11 protein-coding genes are annotated in these 14,278 nt (G+C 41.3%); 6 read left to right on the forward strand and 5 right to left on the reverse strand.

The window, feature by feature from the left end; genetic code table 11:
• On the reverse strand, positions 1 to 735 hold the full coding sequence (gene nagB, locus ACFX4L_RS14050; protein ID WP_377405462.1) for a glucosamine-6-phosphate deaminase: 735 nt from the start codon (positions 733 to 735) through the stop codon (positions 1 to 3).
• Positions 735 to 1,913 carry an N-acetylglucosamine-6-phosphate deacetylase gene (gene nagA, locus ACFX4L_RS14055; protein ID WP_377405464.1) on the reverse strand — a complete coding sequence of 393 codons (1,179 nt, stop codon included), beginning with the start codon at positions 1,911 to 1,913 and terminating at the stop codon, positions 735 to 737. The genes nagB and nagA overlap by 1 nt, the downstream gene beginning before the upstream one ends.
• Before the next feature lie 303 nt (positions 1,914 to 2,216).
• Here nagA and nagE point away from each other — a divergent pair, with 303 nt between their 5' ends.
• The gene (gene nagE, locus ACFX4L_RS14060) at positions 2,217 to 4,127 is read left to right on the forward strand and encodes an N-acetylglucosamine-specific PTS transporter subunit IIBC (protein WP_377405465.1); all 1,911 of its coding nucleotides are present in this window, start codon (positions 2,217 to 2,219) and stop codon (positions 4,125 to 4,127) included.
• Between the two features lie 229 nt (positions 4,128 to 4,356).
• On the opposite strand, the gene ACFX4L_RS14065 is transcribed toward nagE, so the two are convergent.
• Entirely contained in the window at positions 4,357 to 6,090 is a 1,734-nt protein-coding gene (locus tag ACFX4L_RS14065) for an AAA family ATPase (RefSeq protein ID WP_377405467.1), read from the reverse strand.
• Between the two features lie 255 nt (positions 6,091 to 6,345).
• Between ACFX4L_RS14065 and def the strand changes: the two genes are divergently transcribed.
• Entirely contained in the window at positions 6,346 to 6,924 is a 579-nt protein-coding gene (gene def / locus ACFX4L_RS14070) for a peptide deformylase (RefSeq protein WP_089363926.1), read from the forward strand.
• A 45-nt stretch (positions 6,925 to 6,969) separates the two neighbouring features.
• Here the strand turns inward: def and ACFX4L_RS14075 are convergent, their stop codons facing one another.
• The gene (locus tag ACFX4L_RS14075; RefSeq protein ID WP_377405469.1) at positions 6,970 to 7,671 is read right to left on the reverse strand and encodes an SGNH/GDSL hydrolase family protein; all 702 of its coding nucleotides are present in this window, start codon (positions 7,669 to 7,671) and stop codon (positions 6,970 to 6,972) included.
• Between the two features lie 127 nt (positions 7,672 to 7,798).
• On the reverse strand, positions 7,799 to 9,313 hold the full coding sequence (locus ACFX4L_RS14080) for an MDR family MFS transporter (protein WP_377405471.1): 1,515 nt from the start codon (positions 9,311 to 9,313) through the stop codon (positions 7,799 to 7,801).
• 129 nt (positions 9,314 to 9,442) lie between these two features.
• On the opposite strand from ACFX4L_RS14080, the gene ACFX4L_RS14085 reads away from it, so the two are divergent.
• The 4 genes from ACFX4L_RS14085 to ACFX4L_RS14100 all read left to right on the forward strand — a co-directional run bounded on the left by ACFX4L_RS14085 (position 9,443) and on the right by ACFX4L_RS14100 (position 14,092).
• On the forward strand, positions 9,443 to 9,916 hold the full coding sequence (locus ACFX4L_RS14085; protein ID WP_061461159.1) for a MarR family transcriptional regulator: 474 nt from the start codon (positions 9,443 to 9,445) through the stop codon (positions 9,914 to 9,916).
• Between the two features lie 195 nt (positions 9,917 to 10,111).
• Positions 10,112 to 10,963, forward strand: a complete 852-nt coding sequence (gene efeO, locus ACFX4L_RS14090) for an iron uptake system protein EfeO (protein WP_125162462.1) — start codon at positions 10,112 to 10,114, stop codon at positions 10,961 to 10,963.
• Positions 10,964 to 12,250, forward strand: coding sequence for an iron uptake transporter deferrochelatase/peroxidase subunit (efeB, locus tag ACFX4L_RS14095; RefSeq protein ID WP_377405473.1), 1,287 nt, complete (start codon positions 10,964 to 10,966; stop codon positions 12,248 to 12,250). It begins immediately after the preceding gene.
• Positions 12,251 to 12,337: 87 nt separating this feature from the next.
• Positions 12,338 to 14,092 carry an FTR1 family iron permease gene (locus ACFX4L_RS14100; protein WP_377405475.1) on the forward strand — a complete coding sequence of 585 codons (1,755 nt, stop codon included), beginning with the start codon at positions 12,338 to 12,340 and terminating at the stop codon, positions 14,090 to 14,092.
• The last annotated feature ends 186 nt before the right edge of the window (positions 14,093 to 14,278 follow it).

Consider the following 14,278-nt stretch of genomic DNA (forward strand, 5'->3'; position numbering starts at 1 on the left):
TTAGGGTATTATCACTCCGGATAACGCTTTTTGGTCTGCGATAATTGTAACATTATTATGTTTTTTTAGGATAGATGCAGGGAATTCCTCTGAAATGTCACCGTGTATCAATTTCTTCAAGGTTTCGGCTTTTTCTTCACCAGATATCAACAGCAGAATTTCTTTGCTTTTCATGATTGTTGAAATGCCCATCGTAACGGCATGTGTAGGAACTTCGTCGATGGAATCGAAATAACGTGCATTCGCTTGACGCGTGGATTCTTCGAGTGTCACGACATGTGTACCTGATGTAAAGGAAGTTCCAGGTTCATTAAAACCAATATGGCCATTTTGCCCAATGCCAAGTATCTGAAGGTCGATCCCTCCGACGGAATCAATCATTTCATCATACCGTTTACATTCTCCGTTGGTGTCATCTGCTGTGCCATTTGGCAGGTGAGTGCGCTCTTTACTTATATTGATGTGAGTGAATAGGGAGTCATTCATATAATAATGGTAACTGTTTGGATCATTTGGTTTTAAGCCGATATACTCGTCAAGATTAAAAGACGTTACATGTTCATAAGAAGTATGATTGCGCACGTGATCTTCAATCATATTATCGTACATTCCTTTAGGGGTACCGCCTGTTGCAAGGCCCAATTTGATATTAGGATTTCCTTTGACTTTTCCGATCACTATTTCTGCGGCTGTCCGGCTCATTTCCATGTAGTCCTGCACTTGTATGATATTCATTATACATTCTCCTTTTTAAAAGCTAAATTTCCTCTGCAGAACGTCATTTCAACGTCCAAGCGGTCATTCAATATTACAAGATCCGCGTCTTTGCCGACCTGGATGCTTCCTTTTCTGTCAAAAATCCGAAGTTGTTTGGCAGGGTTTTCCGCCGTTATTTTTATAATGTCAGTCATGGAACAATCGGTATATTCCATTGTGTTCTTAATGGCATCGTTCATTTTCAATATACTGCCGGCTAGTGTACCATCTGAAAGCGTTGCTTTCGTTTCGTTAACATACACAGGCTGACCACCTAAATCATAGGTTCCCTTTTCAAGCCATTTGGCACGAAGCGAATCCGTTATCAAGATCATTCGTTCGCTAGTAATTTGGTTATATGCCAGCTTGATCATTTCCGGCCTGCAGTGAATGCCGTCAGCAATAAGTTCAACATATAGCTCATCTCGAAGATAAGCAGCGCCCAATACACCAGGTTCGCGGTGATGGAGTCCCCGCATTCCATTATAAAGATGTGTAACGTGGGTAGTCCCTGCCTGAATTGCATCATCTATTTGGTCATATGTTGCATCTGAATGTCCAATGGAGGCGACGACGCCAGTTCCCCTTAAGTGGGCAGCTAGATCTAATCCATTTGGTTGTTCAGGAGCAAGCGTTACAAGCTTGATTTGATTTTGGGCCATTTCCTGCCACCTTTTAAATAGAGTGACATCAGGATCAACGATATACTTCTCAGGCTGCGCTCCTTTACGGGCTGGTGAAATGAAAGGACCTTCTAAATGAATCCCAACTATTTCAGCGTATTCTTGTGTTTGATTTTCGATATATTTACCCGCATTAAGTAGTGCTGATTCAATGGCTTCGGTCGATTGAGTCATTGTAGTGGCCAGAAAGCTGGTGGTTCCTTCTTTGGGAAGAGTCTCTGCCATTGTGGATAATGCTTCATATGTGGCATCCATTGCATCGGAATTGGATGCTCCATGGATATGAATGTCGATGGCACCGGGAATTGCCTGATAATCTGATGAAAGAGTAATTACCTTAACATCATCGTCATGTTTGTATTGGTTTACTGGCCCAACTTCGGCAATTTTTCCATCCACGACCTTAATGTACCCATTTTTGTATGTTTCGTTTTCGCTATGAACTATCAGATCATTAATAATGAATGTTTTCATACATAATCTCCTTTGTGAAAGTAAAACTTAATGAATGAGTTATGAATTGGTCTCTTATATTTTGCCTTCATTTTATCGTTTTTATTAATAGTTGTCTAGACCAGTTAAGGGGTAAATGATGATGTTTTTCTCTTATATTCTAAGAAAATAGTATATTTCCAGATGAATTGGTATAGACATCTATATCTTTTCTGTGCTAGTATAAGCCAAAGAAAAATTATTCTATTGACAAAATGAAAACGCTTTATATGTCTTGTCATTCTGCTGAATTAAAAGATGTTAGGAACAAGGGAGATGAGTTAGATGTTAAATTTTCTACAAAAAATTGGGAAAGCTTTGATGTTGCCAATTGCTGTTTTACCAGCAGCTGCTTTATTGCTTCGGTTAGGGCAACCGGATTTACTTGATATTGCATTTATGGCTGCCTCGGGAAAAGCAATTTTTGATAACCTTGCCATACTGTTCGCTTTAGGTATAGCGATTGGATTATCCAAAGATGGGAGCGGTGCTGCGGCATTAGCTGGTCTTGTTGGTTACTTTGTTTTGACGAATGGTACACAAGCGATTAATAAAGATATCGACATGGCTGTATTAGGAGGTATTATATCGGGTATAGTTGCTGCCTTCCTATATAATAGATACTCTGAAATAAAACTCCCTGAATGGCTTGGATTCTTTTCAGGGAAACGATTTGTTCCGATCATCACATCTCTGGCGATGATTTTACTTGCGGGAATATTCGGTTTTGTATGGCCTCCTATTCAAGATCTAATCAATAACGTTGGAGACTGGATTACAGGTGCAGGAGCTTTAGGTGCTGGCGTATTTGGCGTATTGAATCGCTTATTGCTTCCAGTAGGTTTGCATCACGTCCTGAATAGTATGGTATGGTTCGTATTTGGTGAATACAATGGGGCGACCGGTGATATAAACCGTTTCTTCGCAGGTGATCCAACTGCTGGACCTTTCATGACTGGTTTTTTCCCAATCATGATGTTCGGCCTTCCCGCTGCAGCATTAGCGATGATTGCAGCTGCTAAGAAAGAGAAACGTAAATTGGTGACGGGGATGCTGCTCGGGTTAGCTTTCACCTCGTTCTTAACAGGAATCACTGAACCGATTGAATTTCTGTTCATGTTCATCGCGCCAGTGTTATATGTAATACATGCCTTATTAACCGGGGTCTCTCTGGCACTTGCTGTTATATTGGATATTCATCACGGTTTTGGATTCTCCGCAGGAGCCATTGATTATTTCTTGAACTTTGGCATTGCGCAAAAACCACTATGGTTAATACCGATTGGCTTAGTATACGCTGTCGTTTACTTCGTGATTTTCTATTTTGTCATCAAGATCATGGATTTAAAAACACCTGGCCGGGAAGATGATGAGGAAGATGTGGAAGAAGAAACTATTGTGAAAACAGGGGATAAATATACCGATATGGGATCGCTTTTCATTCAAGATCTTGGCGGTAAAGAAAACATAAAGCTAATTGATAACTGTGCAACACGCTTACGTTTAGAAGTTGCCGATACAGGTAATGTGAATGAAGCCGCCTTAAAAAGGCATGGTGCGCGTGGTGTAATGAAATTGAATAAATCAAGTGTGCAAGTCATTGTTGGAACGAATGTTGAATTTGTGGCAAATGCGATGAAACAACTTGTCAAGAATGGCGTCGATCCAATCCAAGTGAAAACAGGTCCATCTGCACAAGTGGCAGAGGAAAGAGTGGAAGAAAACCAAACTTTGGGGGCAAATGACTTTGTCCTTCCAATTGAAGGAACCGTTTTGCCGATAGAACAGGTTCCCGATCAAGTATTTGCGATGAAAATGATGGGCGATGGCTTTGCTATCGAGCCAGTCAATGGGAAACTAGTATCACCAATCGATGGGGAAGTGCTTAGTATCTTCCCAACAAATCATGCATTGGGATTGAAAATGAATAATGGACTGGAAATTCTGATCCATGTTGGCTTAGATACAGTTAAATTAAATGGAGAAGGCTTTACATCTCTTGTGCAAGAAGGTCAAAAGATAACAAAAGGAACACCTCTTTTGGAAATTGATTTAGATTTCATAAAACGGAATGCTCCGTCTACGGTCACTCCTATCATATTCACTAACTTACCAGAAGGAACGGCAGTGAAATTGCAAAAGGCAGGGATCCAGACACAAAACACACCAGGTATCATCCAGTTGGAAAAACTATAAAATGATAGGTGCAAACCTTGAAAAAGGGCTGTCGACAATGTCGACAGCCCTTTTATATGCTGAAATCCACTCACAGAGAGTGGACGGAATTTCCTTCTGGTTAATTTCCCCTTTCCTCACTTCTTAGCTTTACGGGTCGCTTCCGAATGTGATCAAAAAAAAGAGCCTGTTCGATTCAAACAGGCCCCAAACACAGAGTAGGTTTTAAAACACTCAGCAGAAAATAGTGTTAAGCATTCGAGCATACGCTTGTTATTTCTGAAGCATCAACGATACGTTGAACTTCTGATCCATCGAGTGTTTCTTTTTTCAATAACTCATCAACGAGCTCATCATACTGTTGGCGATTCGTATCAATCAACATTTCCGTTTCCTGAATCGCTTTGGTGAATAATTCCTGCATCTTTTGTTCCTTCTCGCCTTTATTGAAAGTGAGGGTAAATCCATCTTGAAGCATTCCCGTATCGACCATTTGTTCAAGTAGATGTTTCGCCTGCTGTACATCTCCGCCTACACCAATGCTGTGTTCCCCTAAATACATTCTTTCCGCCACGCCGCCCGCTAAAATCATTTTGACTTGATCAAGCAATTCGCTTGCTGTAGCTAGATGTAGTTCTTTTGGTATCGGCGCTACATATCCAAGGGCTTCCCCACGCGGAATGATGGTCGCCTTTCGAACAGAACCAGGCTTTGTCAAAGCTGCAATCAGGGCATGTCCACTTTCATGAATGGCCACACGCCGCTTCGTATCCACATCATTCAAAGTACGTGATGTGGCTCCAAGTATCGTACGGTCAATGGCATAATCAAGATCCTGTTTACGAATCATATCCTGTTCATTCCTCAGTGCATGACGTGAGGCAGTATCGAATAGAGCACTTAAGTCAGCACCGGAGAAACCGGATGTACTTTCAGCCAATTCATCCAAGGAGGCAAGGACGTCCGTTGCCAAATGCTTTCCCTTCGAATGGATATCGATGATTTCCTTTCTTCCTTGTGTATCTGGAAGTGGAACTTGGAAAGAGAAATCGATCCTGCCCGGACGTAGAAATGCCTCGTCGAGCATATCTTTCCGGTTGGTCGCTGCGATGAATAAAATGCCTTCATTTGGATGGCCTCCATCCAATTGCACAAGCAGTTCAGTTAACGTTTTTTCGCCTTCTTCCCCGCCATGAGCTTTCCTTTTGCCGGCCAACGCATCCACTTCATCGATGAAAATGACAGCTGGAGATTGCTTACGTGCATTTTGGAAAAGACTGCGGACACGGGCTGCACCGACTCCAACAAACATTTCGTTGAAGGCCGAACCGCTCGTAGAGAAGAAGTTTGAACCAAGCTCTTTTGCGATTGCCTGGGCAAGCAGCGTTTTCCCCGTCCCAGGGGGTCCGTATAATAAAATGCCTTGAGGCGGCTTAATTCCAATCTTTGCTGAACGTTCAGGTTCTTTTAGTGTAGTGAGCGTCTGTAGGATTTCCTGTTTGATTTCGGTTTGCAAACCGCCTACATCATCCATGGTTATCTCTGGTAGAGGCTTAGGGGTGGAAAGGCTTTGTTTCTTGCTGCCGATCCGTAATCCACCTTTTGATCTTTTCTGTATAATGACACCGGTTGTGACGAGAGCCGCCAACAATCCGCCTAGAATCCATATTGCTGATTTATTAGTTGATGAAAAAGAATATTGAACGTTATATGTTTCGACAAGTTTATTGATCATTTGACTGTTGGGAGGAATACTAGAAACGTATTCTCCATCTGGTGTGGAGATGTGAAGAGTGCCATTCTTTTTTTCTTCAATGGTGACAGGGGCTCCATTTTGAGCTTTAATCGTCTTTTCTACAGAAGAAAAAGGAATGACCATTTCCTTTGACTGTGTAACAACATACCAACTGATTCCAGCAATTATCACAATGAAAGCCGTCAAGAACGGCAGCAACTTCGAAACAAATTTAGAGTTCGAATTCAATTTTTCATCTCCTTTAAGAATATATATTCAGTATAGAATTTTTAAACGTTTAATACATAGGTCTTTGTACCCTAAAGTTGAGGTAAATAATGTTAGAGTAAGGAAATGAAATTTAATATTGAAAATTTTAGTAATGGAGTCCAGAATTTAGGGATATTTATTCTAACCTGCATATTAGACTTTTTAAATGCGAAATGCTAAAGTGAAATGGTCTAAGTCATGAAAAAATAAAATGGTAGAAGAGTGTGAAGTTCTATGAGTAAATTTATAAAAGACTATATGATTACGATGAAGGATATCGTTAGAGAAGGAGATCCAATTCTGCGTCAGGTAACGGATGAAGTTAGCCTGCCGATTTCGGATGAAGATCGTGAAACGTTGGAATGCATGATGCAATATCTTAAAAATAGCCAGGACCCAAAACTCCAAAAGAAGTACAACTTGCGTGAAGGCGTTGGGTTGTCTGCAAATCAGATAGGCTTGAATAAACGCATGTTCGTCATGTATTTTCCAGACGAAAAGGGGAAGCTGTTTGAATATGCCCTTGTGAATCCGAAAATTATCAGTCATTCTGCCACAATGATCTATTTACCGCAAAGTGAGGGCTGCCTTTCTGTCGATCGTGATGTTAAAGGATATGTACCGCGTTATGAACGGGTTAAAATTAAAGCGGTGGATGGTAATGGTGAGGAAATAGAGATGCGGCTGAAGGGCTTTGCTGCAATCGTTTTTCAACATGAGCTAGATCATTTGAACGGGATGATGTTTTATGACCGGATCAATACCGAGAACCCTTTCAAGCTTCCGGAAAACGTGGAAGTGAAAAGTCTATAAAAACAGAAAAAAAGGCAAAGCGCCATGCTTTGCCTTTTTTCTGTTTTAATGCCGAGGATTTATTTCTACTGCCATATGCTTTTGCAAATCATAGAATATGGCCATGCTCATTTGCTGATACCCTTCGGAAGTGAGGTGGATGCCATCATCACTAATCAAGAGACCCAAGTCGCCGGAGGATTTAATATGGGAACGGACATCAATCAAAGGCACCTTAAGTTCTTCTGCAAGGTTTTTCAATTGGCGATTATACATCCCATGCCAATGTTCAATACCTCCGACATGGGAAACGAAATGCCCGATCGAATGCCCGAATTTATCAGCTATAGATCTGTAATACCTGGCAGGGTCCAAAGGTGGGAGAGTTAAAAGGAAAGGTGTTACATGCTTGTCCTGAACCTGCTTGACAAGTTGTGTGATATTTTCCAGATAACGTTCGATTGGAACGATGGGCTCATGGTTACCTTCTGGATTCTTGGCTACTTCATCCCAATGGAAGTTACAGTCGTTTCCACCGACCTCTATTAATACGATATCGGGATTTTCCGACATCACGTCTTTCTCGATCCGGCTAACCAACAGGTCGGAGTTGTCATTGAAAACCCCTTTATTCAAAACTTCCACGAATGGCAATGATTCTGTAAGCTTAGTTAAAGAGTTCGGATAATTTTCTTTAATAATGCGAAGCCGTCCCTTAACATAAGAAATGCCTCTGGTTAAACTGTCACCAAAACATACAATCTTCAAACTTCTCACCTCGGTATGTGAATGTGTTACTTTATATTTTAGTAGTAGACTGATTTTTCGGCAATTTTCACCTCCTAAATAGAAGGAATGAAAATAAATAAAAAGCGCTGGAAGTCCAGCGCTTTTATTATTTTAATGATTCCTCATTTGAAGTTGTTTCCACTCTTGTTTTTCCCATAAAGAACACAGTGATTGCTGCAAGACCAATCGGAATGAGGGCCAAGGTAAATATTAGTGAAATCGAATCGGACATCGCATGAACGATTTTATCCAGGACAAAGTCCGGAATCTCGGCACGTGCGTCCGATTGGAAGAGTTGACGTGGGTCCTTGATTAATCCGGCTGTATCCGGGCTTTCTTGAATTCCTTTAAATGCATCCGCCATTTTACTTGTGAACACATTGTTCTGAATCGCCCCATAAATCGTTACACCGAGTGTCATCCCAAAAGAACGGAGGAATGAGTTTGTTGAGTTGGCCGACCCCCGGAATCTTGGTTCCAAATTGTGAATGGAGGCAATAGGCAAAAGGGAGAAGGAAAAGCCCATGCCAAACCCAGTCAGAATCATGTATAAAGTTAATAAAGTCCTGCTGGTATCAGGAGTAATGGTCCCTAATAAAAGCATCCCCGAAAAATAGCAGATGACGGAAATCGTCATTAAGTTGCGAAAGCTTGTCTTTGTATTGAATATCCCGCCAATTGCACTGCCGAATACCGAACCGAGCATCATAGGGGTGAGGATCAATCCGGCATTTGTTGCGGAACCACCGTAAACCGCTTGGACGAAAATCGGGATATAAACGGTTAAAATAATGAATGTACCGCCATAAAGAATGGCTAAAATTTGAGAAGTGGCAAATAATCGCCTTTTAAACAGCCATAATGAGATGATTGGATCCTTTGCCCTTTTTTCGAAAAAGAAAAAAGAAATGAAGAAAACCACAAAGCTAGCAAACAGACCTATGATAGGAGATGAACCCCAGCCATACTCTCCGCCCAGTTCGAGAGCGAACATTAAGCTGATAACGGCAATGACGAGAGTTGCTGCACCACCCCAATCAATTTTTTGCTCTTGGGTGTTGGCTGACTCCTTGTAATATTTCCAGATAAAAAATAAAGAGATGATTCCAATCGGAACATTGACGTAGAAAATCCAGCGCCAGCTGGAATATTCGGTAATATATGCACCTAAAAGTGGTCCCAATACGCTGGAGGCCCCAAATACAGCACCAAAAAGTCCTGTCAATTTTCCTCGTTTCTCAGGTGGGAATATATCGAAAATGATCGTAAAGGCGATTGGCATCAAAGCTCCTCCGCCTATACCTTGGATGGCACGGAAGATACTTAACTGTACTATGCTCTGGGCCATACCGCATAAAGCGGAACCGATTAAAAAGACTATGAGTCCAAAAATGAAAAACCTTTTTCTTCCATACATATCGGAAAGCTTACCGAAAATCGGCATACTTGCCATCGTGGCGACCATATAGGCAGATGTCACCCATACAAACTTATCGAACCCGCCTAAATCGGAAACGATCGTTCCCATTGCAGTCGCAACAATCGTATTATCCATTGCTGACATCAAGATACCCAATAATAAACCGGCAACAATGAATCTTTGTTTTTTTTGATCGTTCATTTATTTTCCTCCTTCGCATCAACCAGCTCATGAATTTCCTTTACATGGTTGAAGGGTAAACGTTAAGATGAAACAAAACATTTATCTTGAAAATCAAGATAAATTCAAGTGTAAAAGGGGTGGCATTTTATGTCAAGTGATTATGGGGTGAATGCAGCTCTGTTAGAGAGTTTAACACACAGTTTGCAAAGGTATGGAATGAGATCCGTTTTATTTCAACAAAACATGGCTCAGAAAATAGGGGTGTCCCATACGGATTTAAAGAGTGCTGAAATATTGAATGAAACAGGACCAATAACCGCTGGAGAACTATCCAAAATTACAGGATTGAGTACGGGTTCGGTTACGGCACTGATCAATCGCCTTGAGAAATCCGGTTATGTTAAAAGAGAACGAGATCATATGGACGGAAGACGGGTAATGATTGCACCGATATCCGAAAGGCAGGAACAGATTAAATCACACTATCAATCACTCTCTATGGCCACCAAAGATTTATGTTCCGCTTATAATGAGCAAGAGCTAATATTTATCAATCAATTTGTTGAGGACATCACAAAAATCATGGACAAAGAAAATGACAAGTTAATGAGTGAGCGTTAGAGGTAGCTGAAAGAACACTGCCTTTTTTATTTTTAGCCGCTGTAAGCTTTTTATATACGGAAGGGAAAAGGTAAAGTGTGTGAATTTTTTCGAAGAGAATGAAAAATGTCGCATTTTCATTAAAATATATATTGATAATGATTTTCATTATCTGATAATATGAATCTACAAATCATTTCTAAGGGAGAATACAATATGAAGAAAGCGAAGGCGACATTAGCAGTCTTACTATCAACCAGTCTATTATTTGGCTGTACGCAGAAAAAGGAAGAAACTAAGCCAGCAGATGATAACGCCAAAGAAGCAAGTGCGAGTGCGAGTAAGCTTGATGATGTATCTACCGCGTACAGGGAATATGCAATTGGTGAAATAGAAGAGTTCGTAAACGCAACGGAAGAATTTACTACGGCGGTATCTTCCGGAGATATTGAAAAAGCGAAGGAAGCATACGCACCAGCCCGCATGCATTATGAGAGAGCGGAACCGATCGCCGAAGTATTTGGAGATCTTGATCCGAAAATTGACGCGCGTAAAGGGGACGTCAAAGATTCAGAATGGGGCGGTTACCACCGGATTGAAATGGGGTTATGGGAAGAAAACACAACCAAGGGGTACGAAAAGTATGCAGATCAATTAATGAGTGATGTCAATTTGCTTCGTGCCAAAGTTGAAACGGTTGAGGTCACACCTGATTTGTTAATCACGGGTGCAGTGGATTTATTGAATGAAGTTTCTACCAGTAAAGTTACAGGAGAAGAGGACCGATACTCTCATACGGATTTATATGATTTCGTTGCAAATGTAGAAGGTGCAGAAAAGATCTATGAACTGCTTACGCCAGCGCTGAAAGAAAAGGATCCGAAGCTTGCTGCGGAAATCCAAAAACGTTTTGACGATGTATACGGCTTGCTTGAAAAGCATAAAGAAGGAAATGGCTACATCTCATATACGGATTTAAAGGAATCTGAAGTCAAAGAGTTGAGCCAAGCAATTGATGCATTAGCTGAACCACTTTCGCAAATAGGGATTGTAACGGAGGAATCATAATTGAAAGAAAACACGCCAAAAGATGAAACTGGTATTTTTACAAAAAAAGTAAGTCGTAGAAATATGTTAAAAACGGCAGGAGTCGGTGGAATCGGAGTCGCGATAGGGGCATCTGGATTTGGAGGACTGCTGACTCTTTCTGATCAAAAGGCAAAGGGGCAAACTAAAGATATTGTCCCATTTTATGGATCGCATCAGGCTGGTATCACCACTGAAGCGCAAGATAACCTTTATTTTGCATCATTGGAAGTAACGACAGATAATAGGTCTGATTTAATCCAGCTGTTTAAGGATTGGACAGAGGCTGCGGCTCAGATGACAGCAGGAGATTTAATTGGTGAAGCATCTCTTAATACAAATATGCCTCCAAAAGATACGGGGGAAGCGAAAGAATTATCACCTTCCAATTTAACGATTACTTTTGGAGTGGGTCCTACCCTATTTTCGAAAGACGGGAAAGATCGATTTGGTTTGAAATCGAAAAGACCTGCTGAATTAAAGGACCTGCCCAAATTCCCTTTAGATGCATTAGAAGAAGAATGGAGCGGTGGGGATATTTGTATTCAAGCATGTGCAGATGATCTTCAAGTGGCTTTTCACGCTGTTCGGAATTTAGTGAGAATCGGGAGAGGGAAAACAATCATTCATTGGGCACAGACAGGTTTTCAAAGGACTAAGCAAGCCGATTCACAAAAAACGACACCGCGAAACTTATTTGGGTTTAAGGATGGGACTGCCAATCCGGATAAGAATAATAACAGTGAAATGAATGAGCATGTTTGGGTAAAGGCTGATGACGGGCCTGACTGGCTTATTGGAGGCAGTTATATGGTGGTGCGCCGAATTCAGATGTACATTGAAGTTTGGGACCGCACAATATTGAAAGAACAAGAAAATACGTTTGGCCGACATCGGGACAGTGGAGCTCCACTAGGAATGAAGAATGAGTTTGATGGCCCTGACCTGGAAGCTAAAGACCCAAATGGAAATCGGATCATTCCCAAAGATTCGCATATGAGTCTATCTAGGGGGGACGGAAAAGCAAAGATACTGCGACGTCCTTATTCATATGCAGATGGAATGGATCCTAAAACAGGAAGCTTCAATGCGGGCCTGCTATTCATTTGTTTTCAGCGAAACCCAAGTAAACAATTTATTCCCATACAGGAGCGACTAGCGAAAAATGATAAGCTCAACGAATATATCGTTCACAAGGGCAGTGCCATGTTTGCCTGTTTACCAGGTGTGAAAAAGGGTGGCTATATTGGGGATTCCCTTTTTGGATAAATTGAATTACAAATGAGGACGTGAAAATCGCCAGCATGGATATTATCCGGGTTGGCGATTTTAGTTCATGAAAAAGGAGGGAACGGTATGACCGTTTCTAAATGGAAGAGTGGGATATTGGTTCTAATAGTCAGTCTTTTATTTCTTTCATCTGCTGTAAGGATCGTTTCGGCGGGTGAAAACCATGATCAGCTTTTTGTTTATATTGGCGATAGTTTAATGAAGGTAAAATCCGGGGACCTTAAGGAAGTATCGAAAAATATTGATCTATTCGAGAAAGAATGGAAAACGATAAAAACGGACAGTGAAAGTGCGGTGAAAGTCGACGAGCAACTATCCGCTGTAAAAAGTGCTTTGAGAGAACAAGCCTCAACAGATGAAATCAAAAAGCGGCTATCGGCTTTATCAAGTACTCTTGTTACATATGATACTAATGAAAACCCAGTTGACAAGACGGACTATAAAGAAAGGTTACAAGCGATAATTCCTTTAATAGATGAGTTGGACGCAACGGTAACTAAAGGTGACTTTGATCAAGCTAAAGTTCAATATACGAACCTGCTGAATCAATGGACCGACGCAGAGGTCGTTGTCAGGGAGAAAAGTGTAGCTACATATGGTGAAATTGAAACAAGTATGGCCTTTGTACGAATAGCGATTACACAAGAACCCCCAGATTCGGAAAAAGCCAAAAAGAATCTAATTGAATTGAAGGGTTTAATGGAGGATTTCCTTGCTGGTAAAGTTGAAGAAGGAAGCCAGAAGAAGACCTATTCACTTGGGGATGTAACGCAACTCTTACAAAGTAGTGCAACGGATATTGAAAAGGATGACATCGATTCTGCCGTTGATCAGTTAAATGAAATTTTAACAATTTGGCCTAATGTCGAAGGGGAGGTCTCCACAAGGGACAGCAAGCTTTACAGCGATATGGAAACGAAAGTCCCTACCGCAATCAGCCTATTGCAATCGAAAAAGGTAAAGGCTGAGGAAGCGAAGGGAATCGTATCCGATTTAAACTCAAGGTTACTCCCTTTGATTGATGATACGAGTTATACAACATGGGATGCCGCTCTGATTCTTTTACGGGAAGGATTGGAAGCACTCTTGATTGTGGCTACATTATTGTCTTTCCTAAAGAAAATAGGGCAAGCGGACAAACAAAAGTGGATTTGGACAGGGGTAGGTGCAGGTTTAGTTGCCAGTTCCATATTGGCGGTCATAATCAATATCGTTTTCTCTCAGGTCACGGCTGCGTCGAGCCGGGAATATATTGAGGGAATCACTGGGATAATAGCTGTATTGATGATGTTGACAATTGGTCTGTGGCTTCATAGTAAATCGAATGTCCATGCATGGAACCGTTATATCAGCAAGCAAATGAACCAAGCCATTGCAACGGGAAGCATCATCTCTTTTGCTTTAATCAGTTTTCTATCCATATTCCGTGAAGGTGCGGAGACCATTATCTTTTATGCTGGAATGGCTCCATATATGGAATTAAAGCAGCTGATGAGCGGGATTTTCCTTGCCTTCCTCATATTAGTGGTAATTGGATTCATCATGTTACGCTACAGTGTGAAATTACCGATGACCCTATTCTTTAAAGTCGCAACGATACTCATATATGCCTTGGCTTTCAAGATTCTTGGGGTCTCTATCCATTCGCTTCAGGTTTCGCAAGTGATACAGACAAATACGATCAGTTCCTTCCCATTTGTAGAATGGATAGGTCTCTATCCAACAATGGAAACGCTGGTGCCGCAAGCTGTTTTAATTCTTTTAATCGTATTGGCGACCTATTGGGTTAAAAGGAGTAATTCTTTACATGCAACTGAATAAAAAAATGGGACTGACGTATGTCAGTCCCACAGACTGTAGACAAACTCGATGAAAATCGAGTTTGTCTATTTTTTATGAGTTGTACAATTTGGACGTTGATTGGAACGTAAGGCACTCGCTTTCCGCGGGCGGTCGGGGAGCCTCCTCGGCTTTCGCCTGCGGGGTCTCCCCTAGACGCGCTTTTCC

It is taken from the genome of Peribacillus sp. YIM B13482 (assembly GCF_042787975.1).
GTDB classification, from domain to species: Bacteria; Bacillota; Bacilli; order Bacillales; family DSM-1321; genus Peribacillus; species Peribacillus simplex_A.